The following is a 20,501-nucleotide window of genomic DNA, read 5'->3' as shown; positions in this document are numbered from 1 at the left end:
GATACAACCTGGCAGCGCCCAGCCTTCAAGAGAGGCTGTACCCAATCGCAAGATAAGAGAGCAAGGAATAAGGCTGCTGAAGCACACAATAATCATGTACTGTAATATTTTATCGTATAGTTATTGTGTAAACATTTCACTCTTTGCTTGGCATAGGCTATGCATTTTGCAGGCCTTCACAGGAAAGGAATTCGCCTATGTATTGTAACCCCGTTGGTAGGTGGCAAGTTGGAAGGTGGCAGGCTGGTAAGTGGATGGTGTTAATCGGCTGTACGCTCGCCTTACCGGCGTTTGCCGAAGACGATAGACACTTTAGTGCTGTCATTGAACGCGCCCAACAGCTTGCAGGAGAGGCCTACCAAGCTCCCGAAGAGACATTGCCCGCGGTATTGCGTGAGCTTGATTACGATACCTATCGGCAAATTCGCTTTGACCCCACCCAAGCCTACTGGAAGGACGAGAGCCCTTTTAGCCTACAGCTGTTTCACAGCGGTTTTATCTTTCAAACCCCGGTTGCACTGAATGTCATTGAAAACGACACGGTCACCCCCCTGCCTTTTTCGGCGGAGGATTACTCCTACGATGGCAATGCCGAAAAGCTTAAAGAGCACGATTTATCCGCTAGCGACCACGCTGGGTTTCGTCTTCACTACCCTCTTAACAGCGATGCCTACGACGACGAATTTGCGGTTTTTCTCGGCGCTAGCTATTTCCGCCTAGTCGGGCGCGATCAGGCTTACGGGCTCTCCACCCGCGGTTTGGCAATCGATACGGCCTCCTCTGAAGGCGAAGAGTTCCCGGCATTTCGCGAGTTTTGGCTCTATAAACCCGACGCTGATGACGAACAGATTGAACTATTGGCGTTAATGGATAGCCCCTCGGTCAGCGGCGCCTACCGGTTTATCATCCAGCCGGGTGAAAATACCCAGGTAGAGGTCGAAGCGGAGCTGTTTGCTCGCGAAGATATTGCCAAGCTGGGGGTCGCCCCGCTCACCAGCATGTTCACTTACGGTGAGGCAAGCCGCGAGCGGCCGGACGATTTTCGCCCCCAGGTGCACGACTCCGACGGCCTGCTGATGCATACCGGCAGCGGCGAGTGGATCTGGCGCCCACTGAATAACCCATCTCACGTGCGTACATCTGCTTTTATTGACGACTCTCCCCAAGGCTTTGGGTTAATGCAGCGAGAGCGTGACTTTAACCGCTACCTGGATACCGAAGCCCAGTACCACCGCCGCCCCAGCCAGTGGGTTGTCCCGCTAGATGAGTGGGGGCCGGGCCGAGTAGAGCTTGTCGAAATCCCTACTCCTGATGAGACTCACGACAATATTGTCGCCTACTGGGTAGCGGACGATACGCTGGATTCAGGCGACTCCATACGCTTGCACTACCTCACCCACACGCTGAACGGCCAGCCCGACGCACACAACCTTGGCCGTGCCATTCGCACTCGCCATGGCAGCGCGGGTGTGCCGGGGCAAGCGAATTCCCCCTCGCAAGATCAGCGTCAGTTTATCGTCGACTTTCAGGGTGGCCCCTTAGACAACATCGCCGCCGACCAGCCCGTCGAACTCGATATCAGCACCCAACAAGGCAAGGTACTACTACCTCAGGTCACCGCGCTGCCCACCAATGGCTGGCGGGCGAGTTTCCGCCTGCCCGCTAGCGATCAACCCAGCGATGTTCGCCTAAGGCTAACCTTAGACGGCGAGCCGGTTAGCGAAACCTGGAATTACGTGTGGTATCCCGATGGCGAATAATGCTGATAAAACAAACTATTTTACGTCAGCGTCCGGGGAGCCCAACTAATGCGGCGCATGGCGCTACAACGACTGCGTAGCGCGGGTGGGCTAGCTCGCTCGCTGTTTATTTATTGGCGGCCGGGGCGTCAACGCGGGCTCCAGCGCCTGTATCAGCCTTTTATTCAACCCGGTACCGTTGCCTTTGATATTGGTGCGCACTTAGGTGACCGCAGCGCGGCTTTTCATGCACTCGGCGCCAAGGTGGTTGCGCTAGAGCCCCAGCCCGACCTTGCCAAGTGGTTCAAGCGCCTGGTGAAGCCGCCGACCATCACCCTGCTGCCGATGGCGGCAGGCCCGACGAAGGGCTTTGCCGAGATTGCTATTAGCCCCAGCAACCCCACGCTTGCCACGCTTGCCACTGAGTGGCGAGAGCAGATAGGCGAACGCAACGCAGGCTTTAGTCAGGTGCGCTGGGAGCAACGGCTACGGGTGGCGGTGACAACGCTGGATACGTTAATTGAAGAGTATGGCGAACCGAGCTTTATCAAAATCGACGTCGAGGGCTTTGAGGCGGAGGTATTGGCAGGGCTAAGCTCCCCGGTGCCCGCGCTTTCGGTGGAGTTTGTTAGCGGTACTTTAGAGGTTAGTCACGCCTGCGTGAGCCATCTAAGCCGCCTTGGCGAATACCGTTATAATGTGGTGGTCGGTGAGCAGCGACATTTCCGCTGGGCCGAGTGGCAAACGCCGCTGGCGCTTTGCGAGTGGTTAAACGCCGGGGCCGAAGAATTGCCATCTGGCGACATTTACGCCTGCCGCTCAGACCATCCGCTACTGCTGAGTCCACTTTGATTTTTTAAATTTCCTAATAGGCACGTCACCCAATGATTCACCACTGGCAAACTCTCACCGCGCCGCAGTTAGCCGAGTTCGCTCAGCACGACCCGGTAGCGGTACTGGTGCTCGGAGCGATTGAACAGCACGGCACTCACCTCCCTTTAGCCACCGATCTCACCATTGGCGAGGGTCTCCAGGCCGCTATGCTGGAGCAACTAGATCCCTCACTTAACGTGATCTGCCTACCGCCGATTGCGGTAGGCGCCAGCGATGAGCATGCGAGCTTCCCTGGCACGCTCAGCCTGCCCGCTCCGCTGGCGATTGCCACCCTAGAGGCCTACGGCGACAGCTTAGCCCGCGCCGGCATTCGACGCCTGGTGCTGCTTAACAGCCACGGCGGCAATAAGGCGGTGATGGATTTGGCAGGGGCAACCCTGCGGCGGCGGCATGGCATGCGCGTCGTCAAAGCCACCTATACCCGGTTGCCGCCTTTAGAGGGTGCGATTGCCTTTGAAGAGCTGCGCTACGGGTTACACGGCGGGTTACTCGAAACCGCAATGATGCGCTATTTGGCACCATCGCTGGTACGGCTGGATAGCTACCAGGCCACCCCGCCGGCAGTGCCTCAAGGCGATGCATTGGTGAGCCCAGAAGGTGCTGCAGCCTTTGCCTGGTTGGCGGAGGACTTAAGCGCTCAAGGGGTCGCAGGCGATGCCAGCCAAGCAAGCGCTGAATTAGGCGAGCAGCTGGTTCAACACTACGCCCGCCAACTGGCGGCCGTAGTGACCGAAACCGCTCACCTGCCGCCGTTAACCCACAATTGAGAGCACCGACCTGACCGCTTGGTACGGTTTAGCGCTGGTCGCTTAATACGTCTTCCAACAAGTGCCCACCCCGGGTTGCCTTGGCATTAAGGTAGCGCTGGTTATGGTCGGTAACGCTGCCGTACAGCGCCTGACGTGATACCACTTCGATTCCACCCTGGCGCAACGCTTCCATCTTCAAGGGGTTGTTGGTCAGCAACTGCACCTGGTCGATGTTGAGCGCATTGAGCATATCCACCGCCACCGCATACTGGCGCTCATCGTCACCAAAACCGAGGACTTGATCCGCATCCACGGTATCCAGTCCACCATCCTGCAAAGTGTAGGCACGCAGCTTATTGGCCAGGCCAATGCCCCGACCCTCTTGCGCCAAGTAGAGAAGCACGCCGCCGCCCATGGCTTGAATATCCGCCACGGCGTTGCGCAACTGCTCGCCGCAGTCGCAGCGCAGGCTGCCGAACAGGTCGCCAGTTAAACACGCCGAGTGCAGGCGCAGTGGCACTGCGCCTTCCCAGCGCTCCGGCTTACCAATCACCACCGCAACGTGCTCACGCAGGCCGTCCGGCTCCCGGAAGAGCACAAAGCGGCTGTCAGCGGCATCCTCAAGAGGGATATTCGCTTCACTCACCCGTTTGAGCATACCCGGCGCTCCGGCAAGGCACTGTTCAGCATCTTTAGCGGTGACTTCCAGCAGCCGCCCTTCTGCCAGCTGCTGCTCAATATCCGCTGCGGCCTCGTCACTAACAAAGGCGCAGAGGGCGGCGGGGATTAGCAAAGCGCGGCGCATCAGGGTAACCGCGCCTAGTTTGGCTAAACCTGCTGGCTTTAAGCCGCTTAGCAGTCCACTAGCGGGCTTGGAAAGCATTTCCTCAGTGGCCAGGGTATGCAGCTGGCTGGTGGTAACGGGGGCCACCAGCGGCAAGCTGCCGGCTTCTGCAGTTAAGCTCACGCCCAGCGCCGCTAGGCGATGACGGGTAAGCACCAGCGAAGGCCGCTCGCCCGCCAACTGTGCAAGCGCTTCCACTGACTCGCTGCCTTCCAGCGCCTGCACTAGCAAACGTTTCTCACCGGCATTCACCACCACTGGCAATCCACGACGGATATCGAAAATAGCTCGTTCAATCTGGTACATGTAGGCCTCCTGGCTTCCTTACGAGGGGGATGGTGCACGCTTGCACTGAGTTGTTTGCTCTCAACTGCCCGACTTCCTGCTCTGAACAACTTGCTCTCAACTGATCAGAGCCCGCATGATGGAGCGGTTTTTTTTGTGCGGAGGCGTCATGCCCGAATCCCCTATCAACATTATTGCGCTGGACGATGCCTGGGCATGGCTGCTGGCGATGCGTCATCAGCGCTCTTGCGATGTGGCGATCACCTTGACGCCAAACGGCGAGTGGCAAACGGACGAAACGGTCACCGCTGAGGCGCGTGAACTGCTCGATTGCCTGATCCCACTGGCCAGCCGACCGGCGTGGGTGGTGGCTCAACTGGGGCAAAGCATGGATGGCCGCATTGCCACAGAAAGTGGTCATTCTCACTACATCAACGGTCATGAAAGTTTGGCTCACCTGCACCGTCTGCGCGCCATGGTCGACGCGGTGGTCGTCGGCGCGGGTACCGCCAGCGCCGATAACCCGCAGTTGACCGTCCGCCATGTTAGCGGCACTAACCCGACGCGGGTGGTGCTGGATCCGCGAGGCCGCATTCCCAACGACTTGGCGCTGATGAATACCGATAGCGCCCCGACGCTGCATATAGTGGGGTCTGCCGTGGGGACTGAGTCGCTGGCGACGGCGGGCTTGGCCCACGTTGAACGTTGTGTGTTGCCGCTGAATGCCAGCGGCCAGTTCAACCCCAGTGATGTTGTCACCCTGCTTGCCGAGAAGGGCCTGCCGCGGGTACTGGTAGAAGGCGGCGGCATTACGGTGTCTCAGTTTATCGAAGCGGGAGCCGTTGACCGGCTGCACCTGCTGGTCGCCCCACTGCTGATCGGCTCCGGCAGGCCAGGACTTAAGATGACGCCCATCGAAACGCTTGAGAGTGCGCTGCGACCGCCCACGCGAACCTTCCGCTGCGGCGACGACACGCTGTTCGACCTGCAACTGCGGGATACTACCGCCTGAGGGCTGAGCCTCTTTACGATGGCCCATCGCCACCCACATACCCGGTAGGCTCGCCAGCAATACCAGCACACCGTAAGCCAACGATACCGCTACTCCTTGGGCAGACGGCAAGCCAACCAGCACCCAGACACCAGCGGCGGCGCCTTCGCGAAGCCCCCAACCGGCCACCGAAAATGGAATCAGCATGGCCAGTAGCAGTACCGGTGTGAGCGCAAGCACTTCCAGCGCCGGTAGTTCCACGCCAATCGCCCGGGCTGCACAGACCATTACCAGGCCATAGCTCAGCACAATCACTAGCGACGACAGCAACTGCCGAGGCCATACGCCGCGCTGCAATAAGCCACGCTTTACATCACCAGCCAGGGCCTGGCACCAGTCCGGCAGACTTGACAACCAATGGTGAAAACGTTGACGCAGCAACAGGCCGCTGGCGATGATCAGCGCAAGAACCGCAATAACGCTTAAGCCCACCGCTGTAATCACTAGCCCACCCAGCGCGGCATGCCAGAGCGGCGATAACAGCAGTGCCGTTAGCGTTAGCACCACCACGGCTACCTGTCCCGAGGCGCGTTCAATAATCACCGCTCGCCACGCACGCCCCGTAGACTGCGCTTGCGTGGCATGGCGGTGCGCCCGCCCGGCGTCGCCTAATACACCGCCTGGCAGGATTTGATTGACCAGCAGAGCCAAGTAGTACTCACGCAGGGCGTAAGCAAACCGCAGCGGCACATCGATAAGCCCGGCGGTAAACTGCCAGCGCCAGGCGCAAAGCATAATCTGTAGCGTGCTGATGGCTAAGGCCAGCACGACCCACCCAGCCGAGAATCGCTGCACCTCTGCCACGATAGCCTGAGGCTCAACCCATAGTGACACCGCACCCAGCAGTGCCAAGCTAACCACCACGCGTCTAAGCCATGGGCTTTGCAATTGAACACCTAGCCGAGTGTGCCCCCCCTGAACAGGCCCCATAGGCTTAGGCCTCTTCTCTGGGGTTGGCAAACAGGGGTGTGGCAAACAAATCGCGATGCCCCACCCAAATACCCAGTTCGCCATTGGCCACCGCTTGCTGGCGCTGCTTCAGCCAGGTGGCAATGCGTGCCGCCGCTTCCGGGGCTTGCTCGGTAGCGGCTTCGGCCCAGCCCTCAAGCAGTGCCATCATCAGCGGCTGCTGTTCTTGGCTGCCAGCAGCAAGCTGCCAAGGCGTTTCGGCTTGCTCGACGCGGTAATCAGCCCCCTCTAACGCGGCGACTAACGCCTGGTGGGCCTGACCGCCCAACGCATCGCCCAAGCCTTTATCGCGCTGCTGATGGGCAATAAACATCGCCAGCAGCCAGTGGTCTTCGTCATCCAGCACCGGCGCGCATTGAGGGTCAATAAAGTGCCATTCACCGGTCACGCTTAGCGTTATCAAAAGCGCTTGCTGCTGACCGGCAACACGTGTCACCAAGGCGTCAATCCACTGCTGGGAGACCAGGTCCAGTAGCGCCGATGCGGTCACCAAATGCGCATCGTCGAGCGGCACATCGGCAAGCGGCTCCAGCGATACGCAGTGCGTCTCAACGGCCACGGGCTGCCCTTGGCTATCGCTTAGGCCAGCGGCGCGCTGGCGCGCCTGGGCTAACAAAATGGCATCGTGGTCGATCAGCTTCCAGCGCTGGTGGCCGCTCAGGCGCGGCGCCAGAAAGCGCATATTACTGCCCCGGCCACAGCCAAGGTCTGCTATCAATGGCGTTGGGGCGCGGGCGCTCAACCACTCCGCGGCAAACCCGGCAAGGCGCTGGCTGCGTGAATCGACATCAGCTGCCTCACGCAACGTCAGCCAGTCGGACTCAAACTGGCTTCCTGCGCGCAGGTTCGGGAAATCGCCTAGTGAGTCCGCTGTGGAACTGCTTAATCGATTGGCTGGCGCAATTAATGCCGCTGCAAAATTAGCCCCGGCTTCCTGCCAGTCGCTTAACGCTTCGCGGGCCTGAGCAGCTCCCTGGCGCAGCTGGTGGCGCAGTTCGTCATGATGGCAAAAACGGCTCAAGGCGTCTTGAAGCGCGTCGGCATCACCCGGTTCAACGCCTAACCCGGCACCTGTAGGCAAGGTATCGCGCAGCGCACCACCGGTGGTGGTAATCACCGGCAGGCCGTGGGCCAAGGCTTCGGTGACCACCATGCCGTAGCCTTCATACCAGGAGGGCAGCACCAACGCGTGGGCGCTGCGATAAGCCGCTTCAAGCGTCTCGCTATCGCACTCGCCATGAAGCTTCACGGCGCTTTGTAAGCCGTTCTGATCGATCAATTGCTGTACGAGCTGGGTAAAGGCGGTATCTCGTGCGCCGCCGTAGCAGTCGCACTGCCAGTGAGTACCGGCAACGCCCGACAACGCTTGAACAAGAATATCCTGTCCTTTGCGCGGCGTTAGCGTTGCTACGCATAGCAAACGCAGTGCCTCACCAGACTCTGCTGCGGGGCTTATCGGCGCCTGGGAAACGCCCGGCTCAACCACAGTGACACTGGTATTGAGAGGCAGGGCGTAGTGGGCTGCCAGCTCCGGTAAGCGCCGGGCGGTAAAATGGCTGGTGACAATAATCCGCGCCACGGGGGCAAGCGCGGTTAACTCACTGCGATGAAAGCGCTGCTGATCGGCCTCGTTAAGGCCCAGCTCATCGCCTAAGGGGTGGTGCAGCAACGCTGTGATTTCCAGCCGCGGGGCATGTTGAGCTACCACCTCGGGCAGCGCCCCCATGGCTAGGCCATCAATTACCACCGACGCCTGATCGGGAAGCGACTCAAGAGCCTGCGTGAGCGCTTCTGCCGCCTCGGCATCCGCGTCGGGGAAAATACCCGCCAAGCCGACAACGTCAATTGTCCAGCCCTGGTCACGCAGGGCTGAAACAATCTGGGCATCATAGATATAGCCGCCGGTACGCTGAGCTGGGTCACCGGCAACAATCAGGGTAAACCGCTTACTCATAGCGCGCCTTCGTAGCTTGCCCAGGCCACATGGGATTCATGCAGTTTGATCTCCATATGGGTAATTCCTTTGGCGGTGATACCCATTTTGCCCTCACCAATCGCTTTGGCGAGCTGGTCAAAGATCACCTTGGCCATAAACTCGGTAGTCGTGTTCTTACCCTTAAATTCAGGCACTTCATCGAGATTGCTGAAGTTGTAGTCAGCCAGTACCGATTTCACCGTTTCGCTGGCAAGGCCGATATCGATTACTAGGCCATCCTCATCCAGTTCAGGGCGCTGAAAGACCACATCGACAACATAGGTAGCGCCGTGGGTACGCTGGGCAGGGCCAAAGATCTCCCCATTAAAACTGTGGGCGATCATAAAGTGGTCACGGACACATAAACGAAACATAGAGACTCCAACTGATAGGTAAATAGGTTATGAGGAGTAGCGCAGGCGGTGGCAAAGCTCAACACTGCCGCGGCCAAATAGCTTAGGGGCAAGCGTGGGCAACTGGGCAAAGTCGCTTTCGCCGCTGATCAGTGCATCCAGGCGCTCATCCACCAGTAGGCTTAACGCTAGCCGAAGGCGTCGCTGGTAGTCCCAGCGGGGGCGTAGTTTTGGCGATAGTTGGCCTACTTGGCTGGCCTTGAGCGTCAGCCGCTGAGAGTGGAAAGCCCCCCCTAATGGAATGGCGACATCCCCCTCGCCAAACCAGCTCATTTCGATAATACGACCTTCACCGCCGACTAATTCAAGGGCATGGCGTAAACCCGCTGATTGGCCGCTGGCATGGATCACGCAATCTTGGTCGTCAGTAGCTTGTTCGGGAGTGCAGAATGCCACGCCTAACTGCTCGGCCAGTTGGCGGCGCTCGGGGTTGATATCGACCAACTGGACGATAACGCCGGGCACCTGGGCGCATAGGTATGCCACCAACGCGCCCACCACGCCTGCGCCAATCACACTGATTCGCTCACCCAGCATCGGTTCGGCGTCCCACACGCCGTTAATGGCGGTTTCCATATTGGCAGCCAATACAGCGCGTTTGGCAGGTACATTCGCGGGCACTTCAAGCACTGCCGAAGCAGGTACGATGTAATGGTCCTGGTGGGGAAACAGGCAAAAAATGGTTTTATTCAACAGCGCGTCTGGCCCTTGTTCTACGCGGCCAACGCTGCAGTAACCGTACTTGACCGGAGCTGGGAAATCACCTGACTGAAAGGGGGCCCGCATGCGTGAAAATTCGCTTTCGGGTACGCGACCGTTAAACACCAGCGATTCGGTGCCGCGACTGATACCGCTGTACAAGGTGCGTACGAGCACATCATCTTGCCCGGGGGGGCTAAGCTGTTCACTACGCAGCTCGCCTTGTGCTGGGTTGGTTACCCAGAAGGCTGTGGCCGAGTTTTTTTTGGCAACATAGCGGTTTCTGCCAACATCGTCAGGCGCCGACATGAGCGTTCCTTTTCGTTACGAGCCCCAATAACCCGGGCTCTTTTTCATTCCGTTGAAAGTGGCGTGGCACCAATGGGCTGCAAGTTAAGACTAAGTTACACGTTGTATGCCGTGGGCCATTACCATAGTGGATGGCAACATACTGGGTGACTCCATGCAGAACAGTTTTCAATGGACCACCTCCTTCAGCGTAGCGGGTGACAAGAAAATATTCGATTAACCAATTGGAACAATTGAAACTAACCTGTCTATTTCTTGATCATATGAACAACCCTACCTTCTTCTACAAGAATGGTACATATAAAAATAGTTGCATCATTTATTTCAACTGCGGATAGCGACGCCGCTTCGTGAGCCCCCATGCCGCTTTTTTCCAACACTTCTTCTTTTACTCTACCCAAGCGGCTTTACAGCGCCGCAGAGGTGCTGCTGGGCGGTTTACCGCTTATAGCTGTGGGAAAGGCCCTACCGCTTTTAATGGCGACCCCTGCTAACTGGTGGGTGGCTATAGGTTTCTACACGACTATATCCACCCTGGTCGTCATCTTCTGGCCCTTTGGCTCACTGGGCTGGGCCAACCGGGTCACGCTGGCCCGTGCGGTACTGGTTGCGCTAGTGGCAGGCGCGCTCGCCGCCAATGCCTTTGTAGGGGCAATATGGCAGTGGCTGGCTATCGCGGTAATCGCCCTACTGCTGGATGGCATCGACGGCTGGATAGCCCGACGCACCAAAAGCCACACCCGGTTCGGTGCGCGTTTTGATATGGAGTTGGATGCCCTGCTGATCTTGCTGCTGTGTGCGGGACTGTTGCGACTGGAGTCACTGGGCCTTTGGGTGCTAATGATTGGTGGTATGCGCTACTGCTTTATCGCTGCCAGTTGGCAGTTCCCATGGCTCTCAAAACCGCTGTTTGATAGTTTTCGCCGCAAGGCTATTTGTGTCTTTCAGGTAGTCGCACTGTTGCTGGCATTAACGCCTATAACCTCCCACCTAGTCGCCAGCCTCCTGGCCATTAGTGCGTTATTCTCATTGCTCTATTCATTTGGTGTCGACGTATGGTGGCTGTATCAAAAAACACAGCGTTCGTAGCGCACTACATCTTATTAACGAGCCGCTTGGCGACTCCGAGCGATAACGGCTTGGATAAGTTATTTTTTCCTGACTATAGTCGTTGTTAGGCTATCTTTTCGCCATTTCGAGCCCTGGGAGATTCCTATGGATCCCTCGATAATAGCCCCCTATACGTCCACCCAACAAACAGCGCAGGCTGTCACTCATGCCTGCGAACCGCTGCCAAGTTTGCAGGAAGAAGATGCGTTCGGCGCCCATTTTGATCGTTTCGGCGATGCCAAGATTGTGTTGCTAGGTGAGGCGTCCAACGGGAGCTCTGAATTCTATCGCGCCCATGCCGTATTACGAAAAGAACAGGATACGTGCGAAGAAGCGGTAGTTGAGCAACTTCAGGAGCTACTGAAACACCGCATTGAGTACATGGCTAAGGAAAGCGAAGAAGCCTATTTTAACGCCACTCAGAACGCCCGCGTAGTGAGAGCCGCCGAACAGTATTATCGGCTTATGTACCATGGTTCTACCCAGTCATGGAACCTACGAGATCGCCACATGTTCGATACGCTGCAGCAGGTTATAGAAGCCAAAGGGGCAGACGCTAAGGTGGTGGTCTGGGCGCATAATTCCCATATCGGTAATGCGCCTGCCACTGAGATGGGCTGGCAGGGTCAATTCAATATCGGCGAGCTATGCCGCACCGCCTATGGGGATCAAACAATTTTAATCGGTTTCGGCACACATACTGGGAGCGTGGCCGCGGCTGACAACTGGGATTCGCCGATGAAAATCAAGCAGATCGTACCCTCACGAGCAGACTCATTTGAGCGAATTTTTCATGAAACACAATTGCCCCAAGCCCTAATTGATCTGCGCAACCCTCAACACTCTAATGTTCGGGAATACTTAACTCAAACACGCCTAGAGCGTGCTCTTGGCGCTATCTATCGTCCCGAAAGCGAGTACTACAGCCATTACTTCAAGGCCTCGCTAGCGGAGCAGTTTGATGCCTATGTGTGGTTCGATCAGACCACCGCAGTGACGCCACTGTCGAGCGAAAGACCCCAGGGAGTACCCGATACTTATCCTTTTGGGGTTTAGGAGCCACACATGCGCAAGCATCAAGAACTTTTTGATAATCGACGAGCATCAGGGCGAAAGCTTGCCCACGTATTATCGGGCGCGCATTACGACCTAGTGCTGGCATTACCTCGTGGGGGCGTACCCGTTGCCTACGAGGTAGCGACAGCACTTAAACTTCCGCTTGATGTGGTCATCGTGCGTAAGATTGGTGCGCCTGGACAACCCGAGGTTGGGCTAGGCGCTGTCGTCGATGGCGACCCACCTCAAGTGCTGTGGACACCGGCTTTGCTGCAGATTTTTCAGCCTACCGAAGATTATCTGGAAGCTGAAGTACAGCGCCAACTAAGCGAGATAACCCGCCGTCGTCAGACTTATATTGGTGACCGGGCGCCCATTAACGTTAGCGAACGTCACGTATTATTGGTAGATGATGGTATCGCCACAGGCGGAACCGCTAAAGCAGCCGTCAGAGCACTACGCCAAGCAGGAGCCGCGTCCGTTACCCTGGCAGTGCCTGTCGCCCCGCAGTCCACGCTGGATGAGCTGGCTACCGAGGTTGACGGCTTGATCTGTTTAGCTACTCCCGAGCCATTTATCGCCGTTGGCCTTCACTATCAAGATTTTAACCAAACCAGCGATGACGAAGTGATCTCCCTATTGAAGAAGGCTCACTCTTTTTAGCTTTTAGCGCATTCTTTGATATAAATTAAAATACAAAAAAGCCAGCTTTCACTGCGAATGAAAGCTGGCTTTATTTAATCAATTAGGCTTTTAGGCAGCCATCGCAGCACACTCACTGGCGCAATGATGGCACGCTTTGGCACACTCCTGACAATGCTCAGCATCGTGTTTGGCACACTCATCACCGCACGCTTTACAGATATCAGCGCATATCCGACAAATTTCCTTGGCGTATTTACTCCCCTGGGCCATGAAGGAGGCTGCCAAGCGGCATATCTGTGCACATTGACGATCCGAACGGATGCACTCTGCCATCATTTTTACATCAACTTCCTGCAAGCATGCCGTTGCGCAAGAGTCACAATAAACTGCACATACATTGCACGCTTCAATACATGACTTATATTTTTCAAATTCCATCTTTCTACCCTCCTTGTCATCAAACGAGCACACGGCCCGCTACCTGCACAGGCGGGACAAGCCGTATGTTGAGTTCCTGAAGAACTCGTCTAATAGAGTAGAACAGAGAGCTTGCAACACAAGCGCGGCAAACGGCGCCACTTAAGCTCTAACGCTCCAACCCCAGGCGCTGGTGCCACTCAGCAAGACTTTCATCCGGGTATTCGTCGAAGCATTTATCTTGGAACTGCGCATTGACCTCGACCCAGTCCGCACGGCTTCCCAGCATCATGTGCGTTTTCCTCGGAGGGGTCGGCAAGTCCGTATCAATCGCCGACGCGAAAGGATGTACAAGCTCGGGCCAGTCGGGATCGTAAACCCACAGCGACGAGGCGCAGTGCTTACAGAAATGCCGCTCTCCCGTGCTTTGTACGCCGTTGATGACCGCGCGATAGACGGAGATGTGCTCACCACCACTTACGTTAAGCGTTTTGCTTTCTCCACTCAGGTTGATAGCGTAACCACCCCCGCCGGCCGTTTTGCGGCACACAGAGCAGTAACAGCGATTGAAAGGATAGGGGTGGTGCGACTTCACGCTGAATGCCACTGCCTGGCAGTGGCATGATCCTTTAAGCAGCATAGTTACCTCCGTTTGCAGCGGTTACCCAAGAGGAATATCGAGACACGGCTTCATGAACCGAGTGCGATCTTAAGTACTCTTTTAAGCGCTCTCTCAGGCCTTCTCTTACTATCTTAGTTTAGCGCATAGGTTCTAGGCCGCTTTCAACGGGGATAATTGACGCTGTTTGTAAGCTAAGGCATCAGCGTTCAGCTTCCAAGGCTTGAAGCAATTCAGCCACGGCCATCTCCCCTTCAGGCTCGTCAAACGCTTGAGCCAGCGAACCTTGTACATAGCACAAAAAACGAATGGCGGCGGGGGGTAAGCGGCGTTGCCGTCTGACCACAAAATGCCAACGACTTTTCAGCGGAAAGCCCTGCAGCGGCAGCTCTTGGACACCGTTTGGCGAATCGCCAACAACGTGGCGAGATAACACCGCTAGGCCCATGTTTGACGCTACCGCTAGCCGAATAGCCTCGTTACTGGCGATCTGCTGGGTAGAGCGTAGCTCAATACCCGCACTGTACAGCCAGGCATCAAAGGTGTGCCGAGTCGCAGAGCCCGGTTCGCGCAGCAGAAATCGCTCCTCTTTGAGTGCGTCCATGCTGAGACCTTCTACGCTTGCCCAACGACAATGCTGGGGCCCCACCACGACCAATGGATTACTCAGAAAAGGCGCGGCCAATACATCGTCATCAATAGGCGGGTGGCTAAATACGTAGATGTCATCCTCATGGCGCTCAAAACGATTGAGCATCTGCTGGCGATTACCTATCTCCACCGTGACATCTACCTGGGGATTAGCCTGACCAAACGGCCCTAACAGCCGTGGCAGTACATATTGCGCGGTGTTCACCAAGCCGATACTGAAGTGCCCGCGCCCTCCGCGGTTGTACTCTTCCAGGTACTGACTAAACACATCGGCACGGCTAAGCAAGTCCTGGCTGAGTTGATAAAGCGCCTGACCAACCTCGGTGGGCACTAGGCGCCCTTCCTCATGGCGCACAATCTGTTCACCGACAATCTCTCTCAGCCGCTTTAACTGCTGAGACACTGTGGGTTGGGTCAGGTGGAGCCGATTTGCCGTGGCCGTCAGTGAGCCTGTACGAACCACGTCAGCATAGACCTGTAGCAAGCGAAAAGTGAGTTGTCGCACCTTCATAGCCAACACCATAGAAAATCATCTATGACTGTATAAAGTTTATTTGTTTTCATCAATCTCTTTGGGTCGCTAAAGTAGCCACTTTAATACTCATCAAGGAGATTTGCCGTGCCGGATATTGTGGTGATGTTTTTTGTGCTAGGTGTGGTTGCCGGTGTGGTGCGCTCCGATCTCAGTATTCCCAAAGCCGCTTATGACATATTGAGCCTGCTGTTGATGCTGACCATTGGCCTTAAAGGCGGCATGGCGCTGCATGGCAGTTTGAGCATATCGCTGCTGGTCGAGTTAGCGGGTGTCACTCTGCTGGGGATCATCATTCCACTGATTATCTTTCCGGTGGTTCACTATTTGGTGCGGCTATCCATCGCCGACAGCGCCAGCCTTGCGGCCCACTACGGCTCCGTTAGCGCCGGTACGTTCGCCGTGGCCCTGGCGTACACCGAAGCACATAACCTGTTGACCGGTGGGCAGGTGACGCTTTACCTGGTACTGCTCGAACTACCGGCCATCATGCTGGGCCTGTTGCTCTACCGGCGCTTTAGCCGTGAAAAAGCCGCTGACACAACGTCAGAGCCGATCAAAACTTCCGGGCTGTGGCACGAAACGCTGACCAATCGCGGCGTGATCCTGTTGGTGGGCGGTGTCCTTATTGGCTGGCTATACGGCCCCGATGCCGGTGAGTCGGTGACTGGCCTATATACCAAAGCCTTCCATGGCATTCTGGCACTCTTCCTATTGGAGATGGGCCTGGTCGCGGCAGAAACACTGCGCAGCCTACGGTGGGGGCACAGCCGTCTGATTATATTCGCGCTAACGGCACCTATCGTGCTTTCCTGCTTTGGCCTGCTAATGGCGTACTGGCTAGGACTACCCGCTGGCTCAGCGGTTATTCTGGCGAGTCTTACCGCCAGTGCCTCTTACATTGCAGCCCCCGTTGCCATTCGCGCCGCTATCCCAGACGCCAACATTGGCCTGGCCATGTTGGCGTCATTAGGACTTACCTTCCCCTTTAACGTGCTAATCGGCATCCCGCTCTACCATCAACTTTGGGCATGGCTGGTAGGATGAAGTGAAGTATCAAACGTAGTGCTGTGATGGCTGACAAGCGGTTGCGAGCCCGAGAGTTTACGCAGCGCCACGTAGAACACCGGAGTCAGGAACAGGCCAAACAGGGTGACGCCGATCATGCCGGCAAATACCGCAGTTCCCAGTGCCGCCCGCACCTCGGCGCCTGCGCCGGTAGCGATTACCGAAGGCAAGACAGCTGCCGTGAAAGCGATCGAAGTCATGATGATCGGCCGCAGCCGCAGTCGGCAGGCTTCCAGGGCTGCTTCCAATATACCCTTGCCCTGCAGTTCCAGCTCGCGGGCGAATTCCACGATCAGGATGGCGTTCTTGCACGCCAGGCCAATCAGCACCACCAGCCCCACCTGCACGAAAATGTTGTTGTCACCCCCGCCAAACCAGACGCCGATCAGCGCCGCGAGCATCGACATGGGCACGATCAGGATGACCGCTAGCGGTAGCGTCCAACTCTCGTAAAGAGCCGCCAATACCAGAAATACCAGTAGGATCGACAGCGGGAAGACCACCAGCGCCGCATTCCCTTGGGTGGACTGCTGATAGCTCAGGTCGGTCCACTCCAACGCCATGCCCGGAGGCAGCACCTCTTCCGCCAGAGCGTTAATGGCGTCCATCGCCTGGGCGGAAGAAAGCACGCGTGGGTCAAATTCGCCGGCCAAGTCTGCCGCTGGGTAGCCGTTGTAGCGCAGCACCGGGTCTGGCCCGAAGGTTTGCGTGATATTTACCATCGTGCCGATAGGCACCATTTCTCCCTGGTCGTTGCGGGTGCGCAGGCGGGCGATGTCCTCCACGCTGGCCCGGTAGGGAGCGTCCGCCTGGGCGATCACCTGCCAAGTGCGCCCAAAGCGGTTGAAGTCATTCACATAGGTCGAGCCAAGATAGGTCTGCAGGGTGTCGAACAGTTCGGTCAAGGGTACGCCCTGGGCCTTGGCCCTTAGCCGATCCACCTCGGCATCCAGCTGCGGCACGTTGGATTGATAGCTGCTGATCGGAAAGCCCATTCCCGGCGTCTGCGCAATCGCGCCCTGGAGTTGATTGACCGCCTCCTGTAACGCGCCATAGCCAAGATTGCCGCGATCCTCGATGAACAGCTGAAACCCCGAACCATTGCCTAGCCCCAGAATCGGCGGTGGCATAAAGGAGAACGCAAAGCCCTCTTTCAAGCCGCCAATACCCTGGTTGATCCGTGCATTTATTTCCGCTGCGCTGAGGCTGCGCTCACCAAAGGCGCTGAGGGTAAGAAACGCCACACCGGTGTTGGAGGTGTTGGTGAACTGCAGCGCGTTCAGGCCGGGAAAAGCAATGGCGTGCTCCACGCCCTCGGTCACCATGGCAATATCCACAACGTCCTGAAGCATCTGATCGGTTCGTTCCAAAGACGCCCCTTCCGGCAGAATGACGCCCGCAATCAGGTACAGCTTGTCCTGCACCGGAATAAACCCAGGCGGCACCGCTTTGAACATCACCCCGGTGCCCAGCAGTAACAGCGCATAGACCACAAACACCGCGCCACGATGTTTCAGGGATCGGGCCACGCCACCTTGGTACTTATTGGAGCTGGCGTTGAAAAAGCGATTGAAGGGACGGAAAATCCAGCCAAACAGCTTATCGATCACTCGGGTGAGTCGATCTTTAGGCGCGTCATGGGGCTTGAGCAGCATTGCGGCCAGCGCGGGCGACAGGGTCAGCGAGTTGAGGGTGGAGATCACCGTGGAGATGGCAATCGTCACCGCGAACTGGCTATAGAATTGACCGGTCACCCCTGACAGGAAAGCCATGGGAATAAACACCGCACACAGCACCAGCCCCACGGCGATAATAGGGCCGGATACTTCACGCATAGCCTGATGCGCGGCGGCCTGGGGCTTCAGGCCCTCCTCAATGTTCCGCTCCACGTTTTCCACCACCACGATGGCATCGTCCACCACGATACCGATGGCCAACACCAGCCCAAACAGCGTCAACGTGTTGATGGAGTAACCCAGCAGGTAAAGCGCCCCGAAGGTGCCGATCACCGATACCGGCACCGCCAGCAGTGGGATAATGGACGCACGCCAGGTCTGCAGGAACAGCGTCACGACCAGCACTACCAGCAGCACGGCTTCCAGCAGCGTCTTCACCACGGACTCAATCGAGTCATTCACGAAGATCGTGGTGTCGTAGACCGCTTCATACTCCACGCCTTCCGGGAACTGTTCAGACAGCTCGTCCATAGTGGCGATAACCTGCTCGCGAATCTCCAGCGCATTGGCCCCCGGCGCCTGGAATATCCCCACACCCACCGCGTTATTGCTGTCCAACTTCGAGCGCAGCGTATAATCCCCAGCGCCCATTTCCAGCCGGGCCACATCCGAAAGCCTGAGTATCTCGCCGCCCTCGCCGCGCTTCAGCACGATGTCGCCAAACTCCTCCACCGTTTCCAGCCGCCCACGGGCGTTGATCAGCGTGAGGAAATCACTCTCTTCAATGGGTTCGGCCCCCAATTGCCCGGCGGAGACCTGCACATTCTGTTCGCGCATGGCCCCGACCACATCGCTGGCCGTCAGGCCACGGGCAGCTATCCGATCAGGATCGAGCCACGCTCGCATGGCGTAGTCACCCCCGCCGAAGATTTGCGCGTCCCCAATCCCTTCGAGCCGGGCCAGACGATCGCGGACATTCAGCCGCACATAGTTGCGTAGGTAGAGGGTGTCGTATTCACCGCTGGGCGAGGTCAGGTGAACGACCATTAGAAACGTAGGCGACTGCTTCTGGGTGGTAACGCCTTGACGACGCACGGCTTCCGGCAGCCGGGCCTCGGCCTGACTGACCCGGTTCTGCACTCGGACGGCAGCCTGCTCGGCATCGGTACCAGGGCGGAAGGTAACGGTCATCTGCAGCACGCCATCGGAGCCCGCCACGGACTTGAGGTACATCATGTCCTCGACGCCATTAATGGCTTCTTCCAAAGGCGTTGCCACCGTTTCAGCGATCTCTTTCGGGTTTGCTCCAGGGTAAATCGTTCGCACCACCACTGAGGGCGGCACCACGTCCGGGTACTCGCTAATCGGCAGGTTGGGAATGGAGATCAGCCCCACTGCCAGAATAATGATCGACAGCACCGCCGCAAAAATCGGGCGGTCAACGAAGAAACGGGAGAAATTCATGGCGGTTTACTCCTCCCTGGCCGCAATGGTGGGCTGATCGTCGGAACTAGGGATATCGGCCGCTGGGGCGGCCGCTACGCTTTGCGGGCTCACTTCCATTCCCGGAAAGAACACTTTTTGCACACCATTGACGATCACTCGATCCCCCGCCTGGAGCCCATCGGTGATGACTGTTCGTTCTGCCACCTGCCGCCCTGTGGTTACCTGGCGCCGCTCTGCCAAGTTATTCTCATTGACGACATAGACGTAGCGGCGATCCTGATTGGTCAGCACTGCTTTGCGATCCACTAGCAATGCTTGCTCTAAACGAGCGACTGGCATTTCAACCCGTGCAAATTCTCCAGGCCGAATGCGACCATCCGGGTTAGCCAGCACCGCACGGAATTGAAGGGTGCCCGTATTGGGGTTTAAACGGTTATCGATAAAGTCCAAGGTACCAGTGAACTGCCGCGTGGCGTCACCACCCAGTTCGATCTGCAGGCTGTTTGGCTCCTCGCCACTCAGAAGTGCATGACTGGCAAACGCGGCCTGCTCGTCCGCCTCGAAGTAGACGTGGATCGGATCAATGGTGACCAGCGTGGTCAACAGGCTTTGGTCAGCGTTAGCCAAATTACCTCGGGTCACCATTGCCCGACCGACGCGGCCACTGACCGGCGCGGTAATGCGGGTGTACTCAAGGTCAAGCTCGGCGGTCTGCAACGCTGCCTCGGCGGCATCGACCATGGCACGAGCGTTACTCAGGGCCGATTGACGCTGGTCATGCACCTCCTGTGAAATGGCCTGACGCCCAAGCAAGACGCGGGCACGCTCAGCTTCACTGCCCGCCTGCGCCTGCTGGCTCCGGGCCTGGGCTAGATCTGCCTGGGCAGCGCTGACACGGGCCTGGTAGGGACGCGGATCAATTAGGAAGAGTAGATCTCCCTGCTCTACCAGCTTTCCCTCCTCGAAGGCCACTTCCTGGATATAGCCGCTGACCCGGGACCTTAGTTCAACTGTTTCCGCGGCTTCCACCCGTCCGGTGAATGATTCACTCAACACTACCGGCTGAACGACGATTTCCGCTACGTCAACCTCTGGTGGCGGCGGAGGCGCTGCCGCCTCCTCGCTCTTGGCCTCACAGCCGGCGAGTAAGACCGCTATTAGCAAAAACGGGATCACCGCTCGGCTGCTTGCAAAGCGGGCTCTTTGAAACAAACTACCCATGATGACTTGCTCCCCTGGCTACCGGTATTCGATAGCAGCGTTCGTTATATAGATGAGTACCGCGTTGGCAGTTATGTAGTCGGTTAAGCAGCGTAAGATTCGACCACAAACCAAGGCACCGACCGGATAACAG

General features: G+C 57.3%; 17 protein-coding genes and 1 pseudogene. 8 read left to right on the top strand and 10 right to left on the bottom strand.

From position 1 onward, the window contains the following. Positions 1-254: 254 nt before the first annotated feature. Genes QEN58_RS05090 through QEN58_RS05080 form a run of 3 tightly spaced genes read left to right on the top strand, consistent with a single transcriptional unit; the run spans position 255 to position 3,400 of the window. A complete protein-coding gene (locus QEN58_RS05090) occupies positions 255-1,760 on the top strand; it encodes an OpgD/OpgG family glucan biosynthesis protein (protein ID WP_280106071.1) in 1,506 nt (501 codons plus the stop codon). A 48-nt stretch (positions 1,761-1,808) separates the two neighbouring features. Next, entirely contained in the window at positions 1,809-2,591 is a 783-nt protein-coding gene (locus tag QEN58_RS05085; RefSeq protein ID WP_280106070.1) for an FkbM family methyltransferase, read from the top strand. 32 nt (positions 2,592-2,623) lie between these two features. Then, positions 2,624-3,400: a creatininase family protein gene (locus tag QEN58_RS05080; protein ID WP_280106069.1), complete on the top strand. Its 777-nt coding sequence runs from the start codon at positions 2,624-2,626 to the stop codon at positions 3,398-3,400. A gap of 28 nt (positions 3,401-3,428) precedes the next feature. Here the strand turns inward: QEN58_RS05080 and ribA are convergent, their stop codons facing one another. Then, positions 3,429-4,532, bottom strand: a complete 1,104-nt coding sequence (gene ribA / locus QEN58_RS05075; protein WP_280106068.1) for a GTP cyclohydrolase II RibA — start codon at positions 4,530-4,532, stop codon at positions 3,429-3,431. Positions 4,533-4,647: 115 nt separating this feature from the next. Between ribA and QEN58_RS05070 the strand changes: the two genes are divergently transcribed. Next, complete coding sequence (locus tag QEN58_RS05070; protein ID WP_341870843.1) at positions 4,648-5,523, top strand: RibD family protein; 876 nt, start codon at positions 4,648-4,650, stop codon at positions 5,521-5,523. Between the two features lie 60 nt (positions 5,524-5,583). Here the strand turns inward: QEN58_RS05070 and QEN58_RS05065 are convergent. The 4 genes and pseudogenes from QEN58_RS05065 to QEN58_RS05050 form a co-directional block, all read right to left on the bottom strand. Next, positions 5,584-6,492: pseudogene (locus QEN58_RS05065) on the bottom strand (lysylphosphatidylglycerol synthase transmembrane domain-containing protein); the annotation flags it as partial. Between the two features lie 4 nt (positions 6,493-6,496). Continuing rightward, complete coding sequence (locus QEN58_RS05060; protein WP_280106067.1) at positions 6,497-8,485, bottom strand: glycosyltransferase; 1,989 nt, start codon at positions 8,483-8,485, stop codon at positions 6,497-6,499. Beyond that, the gene (locus QEN58_RS05055; RefSeq protein WP_280106066.1) at positions 8,482-8,880 is read right to left on the bottom strand and encodes a 6-pyruvoyl trahydropterin synthase family protein; all 399 of its coding nucleotides are present in this window, start codon (positions 8,878-8,880) and stop codon (positions 8,482-8,484) included. Before QEN58_RS05055 ends, QEN58_RS05060 begins: the two co-directional genes overlap by 4 nt. A gap of 27 nt (positions 8,881-8,907) precedes the next feature. Next, entirely contained in the window at positions 8,908-9,927 is a 1,020-nt protein-coding gene (locus tag QEN58_RS05050; protein WP_280106065.1) for a zinc-dependent alcohol dehydrogenase, read from the bottom strand. A 360-nt stretch (positions 9,928-10,287) separates the two neighbouring features. On the opposite strand from QEN58_RS05050, the gene QEN58_RS05045 reads away from it, so the two are divergent. From QEN58_RS05045 to QEN58_RS05035, 3 genes are all read left to right on the top strand, one after another. Continuing rightward, positions 10,288-11,016 (top strand): CDP-alcohol phosphatidyltransferase family protein, encoded by a 729-nt coding sequence (locus tag QEN58_RS05045; RefSeq protein ID WP_280106064.1) that lies wholly within the window; start codon positions 10,288-10,290, stop codon positions 11,014-11,016. A 126-nt stretch (positions 11,017-11,142) separates the two neighbouring features. Then, on the top strand, positions 11,143-12,093 hold the full coding sequence (locus tag QEN58_RS05040; RefSeq protein WP_280106063.1) for an erythromycin esterase family protein: 951 nt from the start codon (positions 11,143-11,145) through the stop codon (positions 12,091-12,093). Between the two features lie 9 nt (positions 12,094-12,102). Continuing rightward, positions 12,103-12,756, top strand: coding sequence for a phosphoribosyltransferase (locus QEN58_RS05035; protein WP_280106062.1), 654 nt, complete (start codon positions 12,103-12,105; stop codon positions 12,754-12,756). Positions 12,757-12,846: 90 nt separating this feature from the next. Here QEN58_RS05035 and QEN58_RS05030 read toward each other — a convergent pair whose 3' ends face one another. The 3 genes from QEN58_RS05030 to QEN58_RS05020 form a co-directional block, all read right to left on the bottom strand. Next, positions 12,847-13,176, bottom strand: a complete 330-nt coding sequence (locus QEN58_RS05030; protein ID WP_280106061.1) for a four-helix bundle copper-binding protein — start codon at positions 13,174-13,176, stop codon at positions 12,847-12,849. Positions 13,177-13,324: 148 nt separating this feature from the next. Continuing rightward, positions 13,325-13,795, bottom strand: coding sequence for a GFA family protein (locus QEN58_RS05025; RefSeq protein ID WP_280106060.1), 471 nt, complete (start codon positions 13,793-13,795; stop codon positions 13,325-13,327). Positions 13,796-13,976: 181 nt separating this feature from the next. Beyond that, positions 13,977-14,936 (bottom strand): LysR family transcriptional regulator, encoded by a 960-nt coding sequence (locus QEN58_RS05020; RefSeq protein ID WP_280106059.1) that lies wholly within the window; start codon positions 14,934-14,936, stop codon positions 13,977-13,979. Positions 14,937-15,044: 108 nt separating this feature from the next. Between QEN58_RS05020 and QEN58_RS05015 the strand changes: the two genes are divergently transcribed. Next, entirely contained in the window at positions 15,045-16,004 is a 960-nt protein-coding gene (locus tag QEN58_RS05015; protein ID WP_280106058.1) for a sodium-dependent bicarbonate transport family permease, read from the top strand. On the opposite strand, the gene QEN58_RS05010 is transcribed toward QEN58_RS05015, so the two are convergent. Beyond that, positions 15,977-19,165, bottom strand: coding sequence for an efflux RND transporter permease subunit (locus QEN58_RS05010; RefSeq protein ID WP_280106057.1), 3,189 nt, complete (start codon positions 19,163-19,165; stop codon positions 15,977-15,979). The genes QEN58_RS05015 and QEN58_RS05010 overlap by 28 nt on opposite strands. Positions 19,166-19,171: 6 nt before the next feature. Further along, a complete protein-coding gene (locus tag QEN58_RS05005; protein ID WP_280106056.1) occupies positions 19,172-20,368 on the bottom strand; it encodes an efflux RND transporter periplasmic adaptor subunit in 1,197 nt (398 codons plus the stop codon). Positions 20,369-20,501: the final 133 nt, after the last annotated feature.

It is taken from the genome of Halomonas alkaliantarctica (assembly GCF_029854215.1).
In the GTDB taxonomy this organism is placed as follows: Bacteria; Pseudomonadota; Gammaproteobacteria; order Pseudomonadales; family Halomonadaceae; genus Vreelandella; species Vreelandella alkaliantarctica_A.
This window is presented reverse-complemented; position numbering and strand designations above follow the sequence as displayed.

Excerpts from the sequence above, each read along its gene's own strand:
- QEN58_RS05090 (WP_280106071.1), top strand. The coding sequence starts at position 255 with ATGGTGTTAATCGGCTGTACGCTCGCCTTACCGGCGTTTGCCGAAGAC.
- QEN58_RS05085 (WP_280106070.1), top strand. The coding sequence starts at position 1,809 with ATGCGGCGCATGGCGCTACAACGACTGCGTAGCGCGGGTGGGCTAGCT.
- QEN58_RS05080 (WP_280106069.1), top strand. The coding sequence starts at position 2,624 with ATGATTCACCACTGGCAAACTCTCACCGCGCCGCAGTTAGCCGAGTTC.
- ribA (WP_280106068.1), bottom strand. The coding sequence starts at position 4,532 with ATGTACCAGATTGAACGAGCTATTTTCGATATCCGTCGTGGATTGCCA.
- QEN58_RS05070 (WP_341870843.1), top strand. The coding sequence starts at position 4,648 with ATGATGGAGCGGTTTTTTTTGTGCGGAGGCGTCATGCCCGAATCCCCT.
- QEN58_RS05060 (WP_280106067.1), bottom strand. The coding sequence starts at position 8,485 with ATGAGTAAGCGGTTTACCCTGATTGTTGCCGGTGACCCAGCTCAGCGT.
- QEN58_RS05055 (WP_280106066.1), bottom strand. The coding sequence starts at position 8,880 with ATGTTTCGTTTATGTGTCCGTGACCACTTTATGATCGCCCACAGTTTT.
- QEN58_RS05050 (WP_280106065.1), bottom strand. The coding sequence starts at position 9,927 with ATGTCGGCGCCTGACGATGTTGGCAGAAACCGCTATGTTGCCAAAAAA.
- QEN58_RS05045 (WP_280106064.1), top strand. The coding sequence starts at position 10,288 with ATGCCGCTTTTTTCCAACACTTCTTCTTTTACTCTACCCAAGCGGCTT.
- QEN58_RS05040 (WP_280106063.1), top strand. The coding sequence starts at position 11,143 with ATGGATCCCTCGATAATAGCCCCCTATACGTCCACCCAACAAACAGCG.
- QEN58_RS05035 (WP_280106062.1), top strand. The coding sequence starts at position 12,103 with ATGCGCAAGCATCAAGAACTTTTTGATAATCGACGAGCATCAGGGCGA.
- QEN58_RS05030 (WP_280106061.1), bottom strand. The coding sequence starts at position 13,176 with ATGGAATTTGAAAAATATAAGTCATGTATTGAAGCGTGCAATGTATGT.
- QEN58_RS05025 (WP_280106060.1), bottom strand. The coding sequence starts at position 13,795 with ATGCTGCTTAAAGGATCATGCCACTGCCAGGCAGTGGCATTCAGCGTG.
- QEN58_RS05020 (WP_280106059.1), bottom strand. The coding sequence starts at position 14,936 with ATGAAGGTGCGACAACTCACTTTTCGCTTGCTACAGGTCTATGCTGAC.
- QEN58_RS05010 (WP_280106057.1), bottom strand. The coding sequence starts at position 19,165 with ATGAATTTCTCCCGTTTCTTCGTTGACCGCCCGATTTTTGCGGCGGTG.
- QEN58_RS05005 (WP_280106056.1), bottom strand. The coding sequence starts at position 20,368 with ATGGGTAGTTTGTTTCAAAGAGCCCGCTTTGCAAGCAGCCGAGCGGTG.